The 17,904-nt window shown below is 32.5% G+C and carries 14 protein-coding genes; 4 read left to right on the top strand and 10 right to left on the bottom strand.

Translation table 11 applies throughout. From position 1 onward, the window contains the following. Nucleotides 1–76: 76 nt before the first annotated feature. Nucleotides 77–637: a 2'-5' RNA ligase family protein gene (locus FHG05_RS09735; protein WP_140997827.1), complete on the bottom strand. Its 561-nt coding sequence runs from the start codon at nucleotides 635–637 to the stop codon at nucleotides 77–79. A gap of 101 nt (nucleotides 638–738) precedes the next feature. Here FHG05_RS09735 and FHG05_RS09740 point away from each other — a divergent pair, with 101 nt between their 5' ends. From FHG05_RS09740 to FHG05_RS09750, 3 genes are all read left to right on the top strand, one after another. Further along, nucleotides 739–2,019, top strand: a complete 1,281-nt coding sequence (locus tag FHG05_RS09740) for an APC family permease (RefSeq protein WP_140997828.1) — start codon at nucleotides 739–741, stop codon at nucleotides 2,017–2,019. Between the two features lie 22 nt (nucleotides 2,020–2,041). Next, nucleotides 2,042–2,599, top strand: a complete 558-nt coding sequence (locus FHG05_RS09745) for a DUF6642 family protein (RefSeq protein ID WP_140997829.1) — start codon at nucleotides 2,042–2,044, stop codon at nucleotides 2,597–2,599. A gap of 208 nt (nucleotides 2,600–2,807) precedes the next feature. After that, complete coding sequence (locus FHG05_RS09750; protein ID WP_140997830.1) at nucleotides 2,808–4,646, top strand: transthyretin-like family protein; 1,839 nt, start codon at nucleotides 2,808–2,810, stop codon at nucleotides 4,644–4,646. A 218-nt stretch (nucleotides 4,647–4,864) separates the two neighbouring features. Here the strand turns inward: FHG05_RS09750 and FHG05_RS09755 are convergent, their stop codons facing one another. Next, nucleotides 4,865–5,068: a YqaE/Pmp3 family membrane protein gene (locus FHG05_RS09755; protein ID WP_140997831.1), complete on the bottom strand. Its 204-nt coding sequence runs from the start codon at nucleotides 5,066–5,068 to the stop codon at nucleotides 4,865–4,867. A gap of 309 nt (nucleotides 5,069–5,377) precedes the next feature. Here FHG05_RS09755 and FHG05_RS09760 point away from each other — a divergent pair, with 309 nt between their 5' ends. After that, the gene (locus FHG05_RS09760; RefSeq protein ID WP_140997832.1) at nucleotides 5,378–6,205 is read left to right on the top strand and encodes a Cof-type HAD-IIB family hydrolase; all 828 of its coding nucleotides are present in this window, start codon (nucleotides 5,378–5,380) and stop codon (nucleotides 6,203–6,205) included. A gap of 243 nt (nucleotides 6,206–6,448) precedes the next feature. Here FHG05_RS09760 and FHG05_RS09765 read toward each other — a convergent pair whose 3' ends face one another. The 8 genes from FHG05_RS09765 to FHG05_RS09800 form a co-directional block, all read right to left on the bottom strand. After that, nucleotides 6,449–7,087 carry an NAD(P)H-binding protein gene (locus FHG05_RS09765; protein ID WP_140997833.1) on the bottom strand — a complete coding sequence of 213 codons (639 nt, stop codon included), beginning with the start codon at nucleotides 7,085–7,087 and terminating at the stop codon, nucleotides 6,449–6,451. Between the two features lie 44 nt (nucleotides 7,088–7,131). Further along, nucleotides 7,132–8,118, bottom strand: coding sequence for a formate/nitrite transporter family protein (locus tag FHG05_RS09770; RefSeq protein ID WP_317130142.1), 987 nt, complete (start codon nucleotides 8,116–8,118; stop codon nucleotides 7,132–7,134). Nucleotides 8,119–8,277: 159 nt separating this feature from the next. After that, nucleotides 8,278–9,483, bottom strand: coding sequence for an McrC family protein (locus FHG05_RS09775; protein WP_140997834.1), 1,206 nt, complete (start codon nucleotides 9,481–9,483; stop codon nucleotides 8,278–8,280). Beyond that, nucleotides 9,476–12,112, bottom strand: coding sequence for an McrB family protein (locus FHG05_RS18540; RefSeq protein ID WP_232338077.1), 2,637 nt, complete (start codon nucleotides 12,110–12,112; stop codon nucleotides 9,476–9,478). The genes FHG05_RS09775 and FHG05_RS18540 overlap by 8 nt, the downstream gene beginning before the upstream one ends. Before the next feature lie 9 nt (nucleotides 12,113–12,121). After that, nucleotides 12,122–13,135 (bottom strand): HNH endonuclease, encoded by a 1,014-nt coding sequence (locus FHG05_RS09785; protein ID WP_140997835.1) that lies wholly within the window; start codon nucleotides 13,133–13,135, stop codon nucleotides 12,122–12,124. Then, complete coding sequence (locus FHG05_RS09790) at nucleotides 13,132–14,991, bottom strand: ATP-binding protein (protein ID WP_140997836.1); 1,860 nt, start codon at nucleotides 14,989–14,991, stop codon at nucleotides 13,132–13,134. The genes FHG05_RS09785 and FHG05_RS09790 overlap by 4 nt, the downstream gene beginning before the upstream one ends. Nucleotides 14,992–14,993: 2 nt before the next feature. Next, entirely contained in the window at nucleotides 14,994–16,289 is a 1,296-nt protein-coding gene (locus FHG05_RS18405; RefSeq protein ID WP_181369161.1) for a restriction endonuclease subunit S, read from the bottom strand. Further along, nucleotides 16,282–17,904 carry an HsdM family class I SAM-dependent methyltransferase gene (locus tag FHG05_RS09800; protein WP_140997837.1) on the bottom strand — a complete coding sequence of 541 codons (1,623 nt, stop codon included), beginning with the start codon at nucleotides 17,902–17,904 and terminating at the stop codon, nucleotides 16,282–16,284. The genes FHG05_RS18405 and FHG05_RS09800 overlap by 8 nt, the downstream gene beginning before the upstream one ends.

The raw sequence follows: 17,904 nt of genomic DNA on the forward strand, positions 1-17,904 counted from the left end.
ATGTTGTATAGAATTGAAAGTGCAAAAATAGGAATTAAAAAAGGAATCTATAGGAGTTTTGAATAAATTCAAGGTTTTAAAATAAAGAAGTCTGAATAAATTGAGGTGTAGTTTCACCTAAAAATGGAAAAGTAGCTATAATTTCAAATTGTTTTTTTATAGGATCTAACTTTCGTAAAGCAATACTTTCACAACTAAAGATTAGAGGTTCTGGTTCCCAAAGGGAATTGGCAACTGCAATTTGGTTCGCATTTAATTTTCGAGCGATAGATAGATGTGGATCACTACTTTTATACATAGCAGGTATTTGCAAGCGACTATGAAACGTCTTCATAATGGGTTGTAATAACGCTTTTGATTCGACTGTTGGCATTAGGAAAAAAGCGCCATTTGGATAGGTGCCAAAACCATCTAAAATTACTTCTACAGGTTGTAGGGTTGTCGCAATTAGTGTGAGTTGTGTGGCAATGGAATCAATAGCAGTTGTAGCTATTTCAAATTCACCAACCGTAATATGTGCCAAAGCATTTTTACTGTGAAACCAGCCAATGGTTGCTGCCAATTGTGCTTTCATCTCTTTTACTTTTTCAACTATAAGAGTATCAGGAATAAAGGCTAGCGAATACTTATCAATCATAGCAAACGAATCATTTGAAAACACAAATTTAAAGAAAGAAGAGGAGTTAGCCCATAAAGTTTTTTTATATTTATAGTGGTGAATTTGTATGAAAGAAAAATATGAGTGATAAAATAGGTTTAAAAGAAGCTATATCTATTGGAATAGGAGGAATGGTAGGTGGAGGCATCTTTGCGGTTTTGGGTTTAGCGGTATCTTTAAGTAAAGGAGGTACTCCTTTTTCTTTTTTAATTGCAGGTATCTTGGCGTTACTCACTTCATACAGTTATGCCAAACTTTCCTTAGTCTATCCCGATCGGGGTGGTACGGTAAAATTTATCAATAAAGGATTTGGTCGCACTATTTTTAGTGGCGGTATCAATAACTTATTGTGGGTGAGTTATATTATTATGTTGGCTTTATATGCGTCTGCATTTGGGTCGTATGCTCCCAACTTATTTAAAATCACAAGTACAACTGCTATAGATTTTCATATCGATGCCTCTGCCATTATTATTTTGGCAACCCTAATTAATTATTATAGCGTAAAAGTGGTCAGTAAAATTGAATCTTTTGCGGTAGTCATAAAGTTGATTATTCTTCTCGGATTTGTGGGAATAGGAGTGTATGGTCTTTGGGGTAACCCCAATGTAAGCCAATTAGCCGTATCCCAATGGGAAACACCGCTCCAACTCCTAACAGGTGGTATGGTTATTTTTGTTGCGTATGAAGGTTTTGAATTGATTGCCAATGCCGTTCCAGACATCGAAAACCCTGAAAAGAATGTGGCCAAAGCCTATTACTATGCGGTAATCTTTGTGATACTGCTGTATATTGTTATTGCTTTGGTAACGGTGGGTTCGCTCCCTTTCAAACAAATTGCAGCTGCACAAGATTATGTCTTAGCTGAAGCAGCCAAACCTATGATTGGACAATTAGGCTTTACCATTATTACTATTGCAGCATTAATTTCTACCTTTTCTGCGATTAATGCTTCCTTGTATGGAGGCACGCGTGTGAGTTATGAAATTGCGGAAGACGATGAATTACCACATCACTTAACGAGTACCTTATGGAACCAACCCATAGGATTGCTAATAACAGCTATAATTACATTGGTACTAACCAATACGCTCAATTTAGAAAGTATTTCTACCGCAGGTAGTGTAGGCTTTTTAGCTATTTTTGCTATTGTAAATGCAGTTGCCTATCGCAAAGCAACAGAAATCAAAGCCAATAAATACATCGCTCTTGTAGGATGCATTTTATGCACAGTGGCGACAGTAGTGTTGTTGGTCCAACAATTTACAAGTAATAAACTAGGCGTTTTAGTAGCGCTAGGATTAATCGCCATTTGCTTCATCGCCGAATACATTTACAAAAAACAAGAACAACAAGCCTAATTTTTTTAATCGTTACGACTACATGTCATCAGAAAAATACATCTATTGTTTAGAAGGGGTTCCCGATGTGGATCAACCGCATCCAACGGCAATTTTACCTGCGTTGGAAAACTTGGCTTTTCAATACGGAATTACCAATATTTACAAAAATTGCGATACATTGGAAGGCTTAGAGGAAAGTTTGAGTTTGTTATTGTATGAAGATCGTAATTTTAAAGACTATGGTATTTTATATCTGGTTTTTGAAGGTGATGGCAATCAAATTATAGTAGACGGTTATTATTACACTTTAGAAGAAATAGCTGAATTCTTTGAAGGGAAACTCACCGGTAAAATTATTCATTTTGCCAATCTCATGCGTCTCGATTTAGATGAAGAAGGAGCGCAATACTTTCTCGATGTAACGGGTGCTAAAGCCATTTCAGGATACAGCAAGCAAGTCCCTATTTTAAGTACGGTTTTAGATACCTTTTACTTTTCACTATGTCAAGAAGAGGAAAATGTAATTGACTTAGTGGAAACGCTATACGAAAAGCAATACGCTTTATGTACGACCATGGGCTTTTTACTCTACTATTAATCCTAAAAGGGGAAAAATAGCCTTCCCTTCCGTATAATTCCAAAATCAAACCGTCTTTTTATCCCTTTAAAAATCAGGAGATTAGTAAATTAAAAAGGGCAAATCTCCTCTGTTTTCTTTGTATTTCTGCCATTACTTTTGTCTCACAAACAAATCAAGGAGTAAGCCAAAAATCCAAATTAAAGAGTAGGCATGAAAAATAAAGATTATGAGTTATCTATTTAAGGGAAGTCTTCACGGACAAATTTGTGAAGATTGTATCGAAACACTTTCAGGCATTGAAGTACGCTTGTACTTGCCATGGAGAAGGAACAATGAGACACATGTGGAAACCAATGGGAAAGATAATTTCCGAATTGTGAGTGCAGCAGAAGCAAAACAAAGAGAAGAACTATTGATCGCTAAAACTACTACCGATGCGAATGGGAATTTCTCTTTTAAAATGGAAGAGGAATACCAACAAGCAGCCTTTGATATCGATATTATTTGTCATACGGTTCCTTTTGCAGTGAAGAAACCAGAAGCAGGTCAAGCAGTACAGTTACATCTTACTACGATTATTCCCATCCAAATTGAATATTGGGATTTCACCATACCACACAAAATTTGGTGTAACATTAGAGGGAAATATTTTGATGCTTGGGTAATTTGTGGTCATTTGCGCAATTGTGAAACCAATAGGCCGATTGCCAATGCATCCGTTACAGCTTGGGATGCCGATTTTTTAACCGACGATAATTTAGGAACGGCAACTACAGATGCCAACGGACATTTTAGAATCGATTATACCTCAGCTACTTTTAAAAAGACTTTTTTATCACCATGGATTAATGTAGAAACCGATCCAGGTTTGCCTTTGCGTTTTCAAAGTGGACCAGATGTGTATTTCAAAACGACTTTAGCAGGAGAAACTTTGGTAGACGAAACCAAAAAAGACGCTCGTAAAAATGTAGATTATTGCTTGTGTGTGAATTTGTGTTCCAAAATTAATGTCATCAACGAAAACGAAACCTTCGACAGTTCATGGACGGGTTTTGGTGACAGTTTCAGTGCTTCTTATGGAACAGGTGCTCAAGATTTTGATGCAGATGGTTATGCTGGAGCAGGGAAACATGTACTGTATAGTGTAGTGGCATTAACGGGTCAGGCTCCTTTGAAAGCTGCTTCAGGAAATCGTTTGAAGTATCGTTTTTTAATTAGTGATGTTACAACTCCTAACAATGCGGCTAGTCCTGCAGCTAGTAACTTTACTAAAATAATTGGAGTTACACCAGGATTGTTTGCGGCGAGCCAAATCTTAAAATTGGATAAAAAAGTGCATACGGGAACTTTAGACGAATTACCCGTAATAAGCAATGGAGCTGATTTTGATGCGAATGGTTGGTTTGATGCTACCAATGCAATCGAACGTACTTTGGTAAACAATGGCTATGCAATAAGTGATTTAAGTTTGTTTAAAATTATCGATACCGATACCTTACTTTCTTTAGATACCACTGCTTTAACTTCACAACCCAATGTGCCGGATGCTCCAGCGGGAATACCTGTTCCAGCAGCCAATCAAATTGGGATTGAAAAGGTAGCGATACGTTTTCAAATAGGAGAGTTGTTGTCGGATGGTACGATAAGCATCCAACCAGCGAATGGAAAAACCTTGAATTCGGTGATTATGAATAACAATGCGACATTTATGAAATTAGCCATTACCGAATTAGAAGCCACTGGACTTTGTACGCCTATAAGCGGTAGCGTACATGCGAAATACACCGTGTATCATCCGCATTTGCAATCTTTTAAAATGACAATACGAAAAAACAGCAGTACCACTGCAGACGAGATTACAGACGGAACGTTCATGCCGTTAACTAATAACACTGATCCAACCAAAACAGGTCATGCCAATGCCAATTTGCAAATTGACAATCAAGTAACCTTAGTGCGTTGTACCTACAGTGTAAAGTTATATGCGCATACACGCCTACACAATGGTAGAAATCAACAAGGGCAAATTGGTCCTGTCGAGCAATTATTCTTCTATGATGTATAATCGTTACAAACTAAAAAAGAGACTGTTTTCAGTCTCTTTTTTTTATTTATTAAGTTTCCAGTTGTCAGTTGTCAGTCTCGGTTTCCAGTTTTCAGTCTCAGTATTCAGACCTAGTTATCAGTCCCAGTTTTTCCTAATTCCTAATTGTTCATTCCTAATTCCAAATTCCCAATTCCTAACCCTTTCGACTTTCGACTTTAAGACTAACAACTTTAAGACTAACGACTAATTCTCATCTCGCGAATAATCTTATTCGTTCTTCGATCCGCATACATACGATTCAAAGCCGTTACCGCCCATAAAAACGCAGGAATCCAACCAATGATGGTCAGTTGTAAGATCAAACAAACGATACCCGAGAGAAGTTTTCCTTGTAGCATCAAACTGAGCCAAGGAAAAAAGAATGCTAAAACATAACGCATGATTACTAATTTTTTTGATTGATGATACCCTATTAGACGCAAAAAGCACTTATTTGTTACGGTTTTTTAAGTTTACATTTTACTGTTTAAAGTTGTAGGTTGTAAGTTGTAGGTTGTAAGTTGTAGGTTGTAGGCTATTTGTTGTTTTTCACTTTGTATCAGTGTTATAAGCAACTATTAACTGTTAACTTTCGACTAATTCCTAATTGTACATTCACAATTTCTAAATTCTAACTTCTAACTTCTAACTTCTAAATTCTAAATTCTACCTTCAAAATTCCCTATCTTTGCACCCGAATACCCAACACCATGAATAAAAACCCCAATCTAAAAGTAATCGTAACCGATTTAGACGGTACGCTACTCAATGCCAATCATCTTATTGCTCCTTATACACAAGCTATTTTTCAAGAATTACACCAACAAGGCTATATCCTTATTGTCGCTACAGGGCGCCATCATCTCGATGCTATGCAGTTGACCAATGCTTTGGGAATTCCTTTGTATTTAGTGACCTCTAATGGAGCACGCATTCACGGCCCCAATCAAGAATTACTATTTACTTTTGATATTGCTAGTGAAGCGGTCGCGCAACTATTAGCTCTTGATATTGATCCTTCGATTACGACGGTCTTGTTCAAAGAGGAGTTTTGGTATACCAATAAAGAGAACCAAAAGCTCAACAGTTTTCAAAAGGAAATGCATTACCCGTATGAAATTGTGGATTACCCCACGCTAACCAACCTCAGTGCGATAAAAATCCTTTTTGTAGATGAAGACCACGACAAACTCCTGCAATTGGACCACCAAATCAAAGCGTTGCACAGCTCCATATTTGAGACGAGTTTTAGTCTACCGATTTGTTTGGAAATCATGGACAAGCGTGTGGATAAGTCTTTTGCAATTGCCAAAATCCTAGAATTAGAAAACAGCAGTTTTGCTGAAACTATTTGTTTTGGTGACGGTTTCAATGACGAACGCATGCTACTACAAGCGCATAAAGGTCTTATCATGCAAAACGCCCAACAAACCCTTAAAGACAAATTGCACCACTTAGAAGTCATTGGTACCAATGAAGAAGAAGCTGTTGCCAAATATCTTGAAACTGAAGTCTTGTGTAAAGTAGAGAAGGGGTAGTTTAGTTGTCGGTTGTAAGTTGTAGGTTTTAAGTTTACAGTTTTAAGTTCTAAGTTGTAGGTTATAAGTTATTTGTTGTTTGTTGTTTCTTTTTTTTACTTTGTATCTCTATCATAAGCAAATGTTAACTGTTAACTTTCGACTAATTCCCGATTCCTAATTCCTAATTCCTAATTCCCAATTCGTAATTTCGCATTCCTAATGCTTAAACCCTTTTGACCATCAACCACCAACACACTATTCCTACACCTCCAAAATAGCCTGTTCTTCAATAGTATGTTCTCCTTGTGGTAAGGTTTGTACGGATTTTATCATAGCTTCCGCTAATCGTTTGGTTTCCATAGGTTTTTGAGAGCGTAAAAGTCCGAGACGATTGAAGAAACGAAGTACTTTCACTCCGATAACTTCCATGGTTCGTTCGCTATTTTCTCTTACTAAAATTGGCGGTCTCATGATAACTATTTTGGGAAAACCAAGTGCTTTTACCGCTTCTTCTAGTTTCCCTTTCATTTTGGAATAAAAGAAAAAAGAATCGGGCGACGCATTGGAAGCCGAAACAAGTACATAATTTGGTATACCATTTTCCTGCGCTCTTTTAGCAAATTCATATTGGTAATCGTAATCAATTTTCCATTGCGCCTCTTTACTACCAGCCGCTTTTAGGGTAGTCCCCAAACAAGAATACAACACATCACCGGTAACCAAATGGCCCCACGTTTCGGGAGCATCAAAATCGATGACATGCACGTTTAGTTTATCGTGTTGTAACGCAACTGTACGTCTTACAAAGATATCGACTTTATCGTAATTTGAATCCTGTAACAAAAGCTCTAAAACTTCCTTTCCTGTGGCTCCCGTAGCGCCTAGTAGTACTGCTTTCATATTTCAATTTTTTATATTTTATTTCTAAGAATTTATGCACTCCCTTATTTTACATCATATACAAAAGCACGATATTTTAGTAAGGCTACAAAAACGGCACCTCCTAATGCATTGCCTACAAGAGATACACTTTCAAAGGCTACATAATCCATCCCTGTTATTTTTGGGGAACTAATGAATCCTGCAAACACTTCCACATTACCCACAATACTATGGTGTAAGCCAGCAAACGCTAATACGGTGGTGATCATATAAATGATAGCAATACGGCTTAACGTATCTCTGGAAGCTGCGATTAACCAAGAAAGTAACCCCATTAACCAACCTGCCAGTATAGCACTTACCAGTATAACCGAAGTAGCGTAGTGGCTCACATGTACCGCGATGGCTTCTATACTCTGAACATTGAAAATGCCAAGTTTAGGCCCTATCCAAACCATTATAAAAGCCATAAAACACCCTCCAACAAGATTGCCTAGAATAACCAATGACCAAAGTTTTAATAAACTGCCAACGCTTCGTTTTTTGTTTAATACGGGTAAAGTCAATAACGAAGTTTGCTCAGTAAACAGAATCGATTGTCCTAAGATGACCATAATAAAACCGATGGGATATACAAAAGACATGACCTTAAAAATCGTATCTTCTTGTACTTTGCCTAAAAGAAAACTGTAAAGCGTGCAAAGTAATAAATAACTAAAACCTATTTCCAGTCCAGCGGTTAAGGAACTTAAAAGGATGCTGATAGGTTTTTTATCATAAGTTTCTTGCCCATCAATGATTTGCTGTTTTAGAATTTCCCCATGCGATTTTGGATTCCCTTCTTCAGAAGGTAAAGCAGCGTCTAATTTTTTATCTATCGCTTGTTGCTCTATTTCTTTTTCTGTGGACTTGGCATTCATGGGTTTCCTACTGCTGATTAAACTAAAGGAATTGTTGTAAAGGAGTGCTTTTGATAGTAAAGTACTTTCTACCAAAAATAAGGAAAAGTTTATAGCTGCTTCTTGCACAATTAGACGGGAATATTTCATTATTCCCACTAATTGAGTAAACTGGAAGTACGAAGTTTCGGAATTGGATAAGTAGTTCTGTAAACCAACAACCAACAAATATCAACCATCAACCATTAACCACCAACCAACAACTGCACACATCATCCACCATCTTGTCATTCCGACGCAGGAGGAATCTCAATCTTTCTCAAACCATTCCAGTATTGTTGTACCAATAGTATCGTCTAATTCAGTTGAATTATCTTTAAAAATTGAAACCTGACCCAATCCACATTTTTGCGCTCTATCATTAAATTCTTTAAAACCATTAAAAACATATTCAGTACTCGGGTATAATAACATTGCTTTTTTAGATTTCCAATACTCATTATACACAAACATTTGTCGTAAATCTTGTGTAGAAGGTTTAGTATAAGCTATGTTTTTCCATTTGGTATCAAGAATATATGTTGTTTCTTCATCTTTCTGAATTACTATATCGGGTTTTAAAGCAATGCCTTCCCAAAATACTTTTCTTCTTTGTCCTAAAATACGAAGTCCTTTATTAGTTTGTTGTAAACGAACTAAGATATATTCTTCCCAAAGCACATTCATATCAAAAAGTAAGGCTATCATTTTCTCACTACCATATTGTACATTAGGCGCATAATTTAAAATAATAAGTCGTGCAATTTTTAAAGCCGTTGTATAAGGTGCTGTTTTTCTTGTGTTGAGTATTTTTGAAAATGTCTGCTCATTCGCTTGTATGGTTTTCACTTCTGGAAAATTCAATTGTACTGTTTTGCAAGAGCTGTATAAATAGTTTCCTTTAGAAAGAGAAGCTATAATTTCCAAAGCCTGTCTTAAAATTTGATGAATCAAATGGTCTTTATCATATACCTGATGCGTAGTATAAAATCGTTCTTTATGAACTAAATTATGACTAATGTGTTTGGCAAACTCTAATTTTCCTTTTAAAGCTTTTACGTTAGAAGTTTCTTTATAGTACTTCTTGATTAATCCTTGATGGAGTAGGAGTTGTACTTCATTTAAAAACCATTCAAAATAAATATCTAACAAATGGACTTGTTGTTTTTTAACATGGGCTTCGTCTACTTGTTGTACTTTTAGTTTACGAGTTACCCGAAGCATTTCAATCAAAGCTTTGTGCCAAACACTTTCATCTTTCCCATCATTGTCTATTTTGGGTAAAATTTCAATGGTTAAACCGTTTATTTGGATAACACCAACATACTGCTTAAATTTAATACCATTATGCCTTAGGTCAAAGTATTTGTCATTATGCAATGCATTTAGTTTAGATAAAGCCACAAAATGATGCTGTTCCAATTTTCCTTTTTCAATAGGAAGAAAGCTATGCTCAAAAACTTGAATACTATTCATTAGTAGTTACTTTTTCTTCCTTTTTTTTATTTAAAAGAATTTCTATCGCTTCAATTATATCAAAATCTGTATCAATTGTTTTCAATCTTAAAATAGTTCCACTTTCAGGATAGTTTTGTGATTCAAAAGAAGCAAATATTTTAGTATCATATTTTTTTATTTTCTCAAAAAATCCTTTTCCTAATACTAAACCTATCTTTTCATAATCGCCATAAAAATATTCTTGTAATAAGGGAATGATATTGTTTTTAAAAGTATTTTTTAAATCTTCTAAAGAAATCACATTTATAAAATAGGAATGCCCTATGGTGTGGTCACGATCTAAAAGTACTTCGATTCTATTATTAATAGTTTCTAATACTGCTTTTAAATTAATTCCTGTAAAAGAAAATAAATCAAAATGAGTAAAATCATTTGTTTGTTGCCCAACCATTTGTTCATCCCATATTTTTTTTCTTTCATCTTTTAATTCCTTTGTAACACCTATTAAGTCAAATAATTCAGCTTCTTTAATTAGGAACTCTTTATCTTCCCAAGGAACTTCTTTGTATTCCCATAATAGATTACAATACATAGCGGAAGGACTTAATAATTCTGATTTTGGCATCATTTCTTCAAAACAAAAACGTCGACGCAATGCGGTATCTAAAGCTTCGACACTTCTATCAGCAGTGTTCATAGTACCTATGATATACAAATTAGGAGGTACCCCAAACTTCTCTTTACTATAAGGTAAAGTAACTTCTAAAGCTTCGTCGTTACCTAAGCGTTTGCTCTCTTCAATTAGAGTAATTAACTCTCCAAAGATTTGAGACACATTACCTCGGTTTATTTCATCAATGATTAAAACATGGGGAACTTTAGTAGTTTTAATTTTTGTATCAGTAACTTTTGATTGATTACTAATTTTAGAATTGATATAATTAAGAGCAGACCAATATGCTGTAGAATTCAAACCTCCTACTACTGCTCTAAATTCTTTGTTTATATTTTTAATTACAGATAGGTCAGGAAAAGCATGTTGCAACTTTTTAGTTCTTTCGTAGGAAACTAAATATTCTTTCGATTGTTCAGAGTAAATAGGTTTTAATTTCAAGTTCCCTTTTTCAGTAACTTCAACTACTTTTAAGCCAAGATGTGGTGTTTGTATAGAAAGTTGTAAAGGAGCATTTTCTTCCAATAGTTTTTTTGATTCATCTACTAAATCATTCCATGCGTCATCAAAACTATAAGCTTCAATTATTTCATTAGTTTCTGTTTTTTCTTTTTTTGCTCTTTCAACAATTTGTTTAAATATGCCATTTACAATATCATATAAAACCTGTTTGTTTTCATTTTCATCTTCATCAATTATTGGCTTAATTCCTTCAATAAAATCTTCATAAGACATACTTTGATGAAAAGTAGAGAATACAATTTGTCCTGTATTTAAATAACCGTCAAAACGATCTTTAATTTTTTTTCTACTTTCTAATTGAAGTTCTTCTTCTGATTTGTTTTCTATAATAGATAAGGCTTTATTTATGGTATTATAGGTCTTTCCTGTTCCTGGAGGACCGTATAAGATTTGGTTTAATGATTTTCTCACTGAATTTAAATTTTGATATTCAGAATTATTGATTGTATTTCTTATTATATCTCCAAAAGTATCATCTAGTTGAAGTAAAGCTGCTTCTAATTTTTGATTTATCTCAAAATCATTAAAAGCAATAGGCTCATAATAAGCAATGCTTAGTTCTTTTCTTATATGCTTACTATTCCAAATAAATTTATTATTTATTTTATCTTCTAATAAAGGTTTGAAAAGTTTCTCACTAGCTTTTTTATGTTCAAAATGAATTTCAACCCATATTTTTTTATCTTTTTTTCTCGTAATAAATTCATAATGACAAAATCCATTTCTACCAATTACATTTTCATTATCACTGATCCAAATATAATTTTCTCCTTTTCTATTATAATTTATAATAAAACCTCCTATTTTAGATTCGGCATTTTCTAGATATTCCTTGAAATTATCAATAATTTCTTTAAAACCTATATTCATCAAGGACATTGTCCAAAGTTCACTAGTGTAATCAAAATAATCTTGTTCCTTGATTTTCTTTGATAATAAAAATCGATTTAATTCAGAATAAATTTTACCATTTCCAATATACCCCAAAGACTGAGCCGCAGTAAGTAATGACTCTCTTTTAAAAATGTTAACTATATTATAATTACTATACAAAAAAGCTATTTTCCACTTATAGGCATCTCCTAAATCAATAGCGTCAATTTCTTCTAAAGCGTCTCGTTGAACGTTTTCAATTACAGAAATTATTAAAGGCTTTATCTTTTGAAAAACTTCATCCTTAGTATTTCCGTACTTTTTTGACCAAGCATATTCTCCATCATCCTGATACTGACCCTTAATAACTCTTTGTAATTTTTTTTTTTTATAAATTCCAAACTTATATGAGGAACCTCCCCAAAAACTTCCTAAAATGTATGTCTTTGATTCTAACCAATAACAAAATGAGGTTTTATCTAAATTAGTATACTCCTCTAGAGTTATATTTTTTATACGTGACAATGGCCATTCTTGTAAAAAGTTTTCTTTTAATTTATAATGGTCTTGATTTTTCATGTAACTTACCTATTTTATTAATCCTAATTGTCTAGCTATATCTTGAGTATATTTTGCCATAGGTCTTTTATGAATTTCAGAAGATTCTGCATAATTCCCAATAATAATGCGATTTAAAATCATTTTATCAGGAAACAAATCTTTAAAATTCTCTACCAAACTTTTTTTATATGAATTGGAATACACTTTAGCTTTATGCACAAGTTCCTCTGCTAAATCTGTCTGTGTATCATAAATACCCTGTATTCCAAACATCGAATTATAATTATTTAAATAATCATAATCACCATTTATACATTCAAGCCCAATTTTCAAATTTGAATGATTTTTAACTGGGTCTAACCAATAATCTAATATTGATTTATCGTCTATCCAAAAATTAAAAACTTCTAAATCATTTGGGTTTGAAGAATAAAGCTCAAAAGCAATAGGATTATCATGCTTTGCTCTATTGCAATTGCCACATACTGGATAAAGATTAAAAAAAGAAGTACTTAAAAATGGATATTTTGATTTTGGATAATAATGATCTAATTCAAATTTTGCCATTATCTTTTTCTTTCTTTTTTTTTCTTTTTTATCATAAAAAGAAAAGCTTGTTACAACTGTTAATTGTGAATTACAATATACACAAGTCTTAATGCCAGTAGCATTAACAATATGATGAAATTCTGAATTTCTTACTTCATCATAACGCATTGCTTTAACAATTTTCTCATTTAATTTGAGCTTGTCATTTGGTTTTATTTTTTTATTTAAAATTCCACTATTGCAAATTAGATTAAACTCCTTAATTAAAACTTCAATTTCAGAAGGAGTTGCTCTTAAAATTGTATCATATTTATCAATTATTTTTTGAACATAAAGGCGCTCATTCTTATGCTTTCTTATACCTAATTCATCTCTTAATTTCTCTAAACTTGAAATAGGTGTTATAAAACTCGTTCCTTTAGATTTGAATAAATTATTACTATATAACTTAGCTTTTAATTTTAAGCTATCATCAATTAATATTTTCCTCATTTAAATTTAGAAAGTTTGAGTTGTAATTCTATCATTTGTTTTTCTAAACTCTCCTTGGTCTCTTCTCGAAATTTTAAATCATATAAAGACAGTAATCGTTCTTTAATAACAGGTTCTCCAATAATTTGTATTAATTTGTATGCAGTATATTTATCCCAAGGAGTTGAAAATTTAATGTTATTTTCAGACTCTTCTAATTCTTCATGAAAAGTTAAATATCTTATTAAATCTTGGATTTTTTCCTTTGCAAAATCACCAATGAATCCATCTTGCAAAAAGAAACTATCAGCTAACAATTCATGAATATTTGCTGCGAAAGTATTTTCAATGAAAGAATTATTTTGAATACTGTTAATTGAAAGGGCAATTACGTCTTCTTTTTGTAAATCACTTGCTAAAAATGGTGAGTGAGAAGAAATTATTAAATGTTTTTCTCCATCAAATCTAGCTTCTAAAAAAGTTAATAATTTATCAAGATATTCTTTTTGCCATTGTGGATGAAATCCTGTAGATGGTTCATCAATTAAAAAATAGACCCTACTGGATTCTTGAATATTTGAATTTTTATGTAATTGATTTAGTCCATAATGCAATCTTGAAAATAAATTGAGGTATGCTTTTTCTCCAGTACTCATTCCGCTCCAATCAAAAACGAATAAAGGAATTTGCAAATCATATGGTAAAAGCTTAAAAATGTCTGTTTCAATACTCATTAGTTCTTTTGCGACATCTAGTGAGCATATAAAGCTTTTATCGTTTTCTTCATACTTTAAATCATCGCTTAAAAGATCATTAAGATTACTAAGTAACAAAGCTAATTTTGTAGGGTTTATTAACAATTGATTACTGAAAAAATTTTCAAAATTTTGAATAATATTATCCTCTGTTATTTTAAAATCTTTAATAATGCTTAATCTATAACTTTTATCATCAATATGTTTTTCACCTCTGTATTCCGCATTATAGTAAATTAACTCAAAAAGTCTTTTGTAAAACCATAATTTTGCTAATTCGCCATCTGTTCCACTTCTTTTTCTTCTCAAATTATAATTCAAATCCGAACTATAACTTAAAAATTGCTTATCTATTTGCTTATATGTTTCATAATTATCAATGTCAAGATATCTCGGTTCAGTATCAAACTTCTTTACAAATTGGTTAAAAGTCACGCTTATTGTATCTCTTTTAAAGTGATTATAAAATTGAATGTTTTTATTCACTTCCAAATCTGCAAACTCTATAAAAGCAATTTGTCTTTTGGTTTCATTTTTTCTAAAATTGATAATTTGAGAGTCATCATTTTCTTCTTTGTCTCTACTTTCCAAATACATTAAAAAATCCGAGCTAACATCAATATAGTCTGGCTTATCAAAATTTGGTTCTTCTAAATTTAAATGTGGGGAATAAAATATAGAAGTTGTTAATTTGGTATCTACATTATCAGTAAAGTTATCTACTGGAAACTTATCAAACACTAATTTATTTTGATCATAACTATCGTCCTCACCTCCATAGGTAATATTTAAGCCTTCCTCTTTATTAACTACAGCAACCCAATTCCAAGTATCAAAGCTATAGGAATGATTTATTTCTAAACCTTCTAATCTTGCAATTAAGTATTGAAGAAATTTAAGAAAAGTAGTTTTACCCACTCCATTCCCTCCGATTAAACCTGTTGCATTAGTATTAATCCCATGTAAGTCTTTCACATAAGTTTTGTTTTCAGCATATTCAAAATTACCTTTCTTTTCATTTAAAAAAAAAGTATGCTGTCCATTGAAGTTTATATCCTTATTGGTAAACGATAAATTATGATCTGTATTTGTATTAAATATCCTTAAATATAACAACTCCATAACTAATTTCTTTTATATTCATTACCACTCTCCTCAACCATACCCAACTGCTCCTCAACATCACCCATTGTAACCTGCCCATTCATCAACATAGGCAACAACCAATCTCGTAACGAAGCGAGTTCTTGGTTTTCTTTTTGTTTGACTAATAAAGTTTTTAATATTGAATCTATTTTTTTACCGTAAAAATTTGCCACATCCTTGTTGTGAGCAATTCTATAACGCATCATAACAGTCGGATTTACTCTCTTATGGCTATTAGATGTTCCTGTTGCGGATATTGTACAATAAGTTGTAAATGATGGATCATTCGCTATCATAAACAAATAATTTTTTGATTCAGAACTTGAAGTTCTCCAAACCACAAACTCTGTTGAACAAATTAAATCACTTTTGTTTTCTGGGTAAATGACTCTTTTGAACCAAGGATTTAATTTTGAAACCAAAATATCGCTTTCTGTGACTTTAAATTTATTACTTCTAATATCTTTACCTTTTTCAATACCATAGTTTTTTGTTGAATCAAAAGTTGGAATACTATAGTGTCTAAACTCTTTAGTTGGATCTAACATTGGATTTAAAGAATCATTACTAACATCTGTCAGTTTAGATAACTCTTTAACCTTCCAACCCTCAGGAATCTCTCTTTTCAATTCCTCATTCCAAACCATTTCACCTCCGGAAGACTTATATGGCTTACCGTTAGTGTCTGGAAAATCAAACTGCACAAACCAATACTCATACAAAGTCTTAGCCATAGCTTCTAACTCTGCATTGATTTTGCTGTTCAACTCAATTTTAGCATCTAAATCAGAAAGTACTTTGGCAATTTTTTGTTGGATGGTATTATCTTTTGGATAACCTACATTAACGTTAAATAATCTTATTTTATCAAATTCACCTTGTCCAGTACTACCATCCATAAAAGTTTGTAGTGTAGATTCAATGGAGAATAAGCTATAATTTAAACATTTTGATTCAAAAAAATTATTTGTTCTAAGAACCAAAATATGTGAGTCAACAATTAATCTAAATCCTACAGGAATATACTCTACCATTGCAACCCTACCTGCTGTACCTTGACCAGTTGAGTTTATTAATATATCACCTATCTTTAAAATCTTATCTTCATTGTAAACTTTACTGTCATCTATAAACTGAGCAAAAGAATAGTCAATTTTATTATTTCTAACACATTTTTGATTCAACACAATTATTGAACTATTATCTACATATTTTGGAGTAACACCTTTTCCATAATATGTAATAATTTCATCAACTCTTCGCCAATTACTCATACTTCAACCCTTTCAAATTATTCTGAATTTCCGTTTTTAACTTTTCACTGTCTGCAAACAAGCTTTCTAAATTACTTTCAAAAGTTTTCATTTTAGTAGCAAATTCATCAGCGGTTATATCTACATACTCAATTTTCACTTCAAAATATTGTCCTGCGGAAAACGAATAATTTTTAGCCTCAATTTCCTTTTTGGTTACTACAACAGATAAATCTTCTACCGCTAGTTTGTTATTAAGCGTATCAACGATGAGTTGTTCTTCCGTTGGTTTTAAAACAGTACGTTGATTTTTACCTTCAGTCACTGTTTCGCCTAATTTAGAAGCATCTAATAAAACGATATGTTCGCTATCCGCATCTTTATCTAAAAACAGAACTGAAACGTTAGTTCCGGTTGTTGCAAAAATATTTGACGGCATGTTTACCACACCTCGTAACCAACCATTGGTAATCAAACGCTCTCTAATTTTCTTTTCAATACCATTTTTAGCTGTGACAAAACCTGTAGGCAGCACAATAGCCGCTTTTCCTGTGTCACTCAAACTAAACATAATGTGTTGGATGAACAATAAATAAATTGCCATTTTATCCTTGTCTTTATTTGGTATTTTTGGAATACCTGCAAAGAATCGTTTTTTGAATGCATCTTTATCTAAATCGGGATGAAAGTCAGAAAAATTCAATTTAAATGGAGGATTCGAGACTATATAATCAAACTTAGTATCTAAATAAGTCGGTTGTGCTAAGGTATTGGTTTTAATTATATTCGGTATTGAATGTGTTAAGTTATTCAACACCAAATTCAAACGCAACATATTACTCGATTTCTGCGAAATATCTTCCGAGTAAATGGTACAATTTTCTTCTCCAATTTGGTGCGCTAAACTCATTAAAAGTGTCCCCGAACCTGCACTAGGATCATATACTTTAACTCCTTTTACAGGTGTTTGTACCATAATTTGTGCCATAATGCGAGCTACCGCATGAGGCGTATAATATTCAGCATACTTTCCACCTGAATCTGAATTGTAATCTTTGATTAAGTATTCAAAAATGGTTGCAAAGAAATCGTATTTCTGATCAAACATTTCTTCAAATGAAACTGCAATTAATTTATTAACTAAAGCAGTACAAAACGCATCTCTTTGAGATACATCTTTAATATTTTGGCTCAAACGATCAAATAATATATCTTTTGCACCAGAAAAAGATTTTACAGAAAAAATTTCTGCGTTGTGATTACTAATTTCTGCTAATGTATCATCGAATAATAAAGCAAAATCACTTTCTGTTTGTCTGTTAAACAGTACTTCAATAAGCTGGTGAATCTGCAATTTTGGAGCATTTGGATCTAATGAGGCTAATAAAAATTTATAATCTTCTTCATTTAAAGTCTTTAAATATTCTATAATTTTTTCAGATTCTTCATTTTTTAGCTCGGGTGTAATTTTTTTTACTTCATAACGAAATTTATCGTTTAATGTTTTATACAAAAAGCACTGTGTTATTATGTCAAATTCACTAGCAGAATTTCCTAAACCATAATTTGCACAAACATTTTTTAAATTATCAATCAGTGATTTAGTTTTGGTTATAAAATTTATATCCTTCGTCAT

This window comes from Flavobacterium profundi (genome assembly GCF_006491645.1).
Taxonomy (GTDB): Bacteria; Bacteroidota; Bacteroidia; order Flavobacteriales; family Flavobacteriaceae; genus Flavobacterium; species Flavobacterium profundi.

Excerpts from the sequence above, each read along its gene's own strand:
- FHG05_RS09790 (WP_140997836.1), bottom strand. The coding sequence starts at position 14,991 with ATGGAGTTGTTATATTTAAGGATATTTAATACAAATACAGATCATAAT.
- FHG05_RS09770 (WP_317130142.1), bottom strand. The coding sequence starts at position 8,118 with ATGAAATATTCCCGTCTAATTGTGCAAGAAGCAGCTATAAACTTTTCC.
- FHG05_RS09785 (WP_140997835.1), bottom strand. The coding sequence starts at position 13,135 with ATGAGGAAAATATTAATTGATGATAGCTTAAAATTAAAAGCTAAGTTA.
- FHG05_RS18540 (WP_232338077.1), bottom strand. The coding sequence starts at position 12,112 with ATGAAAAATCAAGACCATTATAAATTAAAAGAAAACTTTTTACAAGAA.
- FHG05_RS09760 (WP_140997832.1), top strand. The coding sequence starts at position 5,378 with ATGAATAAAAACCCCAATCTAAAAGTAATCGTAACCGATTTAGACGGT.
- FHG05_RS09755 (WP_140997831.1), bottom strand. The coding sequence starts at position 5,068 with ATGCGTTATGTTTTAGCATTCTTTTTTCCTTGGCTCAGTTTGATGCTA.
- FHG05_RS18405 (WP_181369161.1), bottom strand. The coding sequence starts at position 16,289 with ATGAGTAATTGGCGAAGAGTTGATGAAATTATTACATATTATGGAAAA.
- FHG05_RS09765 (WP_140997833.1), bottom strand. The coding sequence starts at position 7,087 with ATGAAAGCAGTACTACTAGGCGCTACGGGAGCCACAGGAAAGGAAGTT.
- FHG05_RS09800 (WP_140997837.1), bottom strand. The coding sequence starts at position 17,904 with ATGACGAAGGATATAAATTTTATAACCAAAACTAAATCACTGATTGAT.
- FHG05_RS09775 (WP_140997834.1), bottom strand. The coding sequence starts at position 9,483 with ATGAATAGTATTCAAGTTTTTGAGCATAGCTTTCTTCCTATTGAAAAA.
- FHG05_RS09735 (WP_140997827.1), bottom strand. The coding sequence starts at position 637 with ATGATTGATAAGTATTCGCTAGCCTTTATTCCTGATACTCTTATAGTT.
- FHG05_RS09745 (WP_140997829.1), top strand. The coding sequence starts at position 2,042 with ATGTCATCAGAAAAATACATCTATTGTTTAGAAGGGGTTCCCGATGTG.
- FHG05_RS09750 (WP_140997830.1), top strand. The coding sequence starts at position 2,808 with ATGAGTTATCTATTTAAGGGAAGTCTTCACGGACAAATTTGTGAAGAT.
- FHG05_RS09740 (WP_140997828.1), top strand. The coding sequence starts at position 739 with ATGAGTGATAAAATAGGTTTAAAAGAAGCTATATCTATTGGAATAGGA.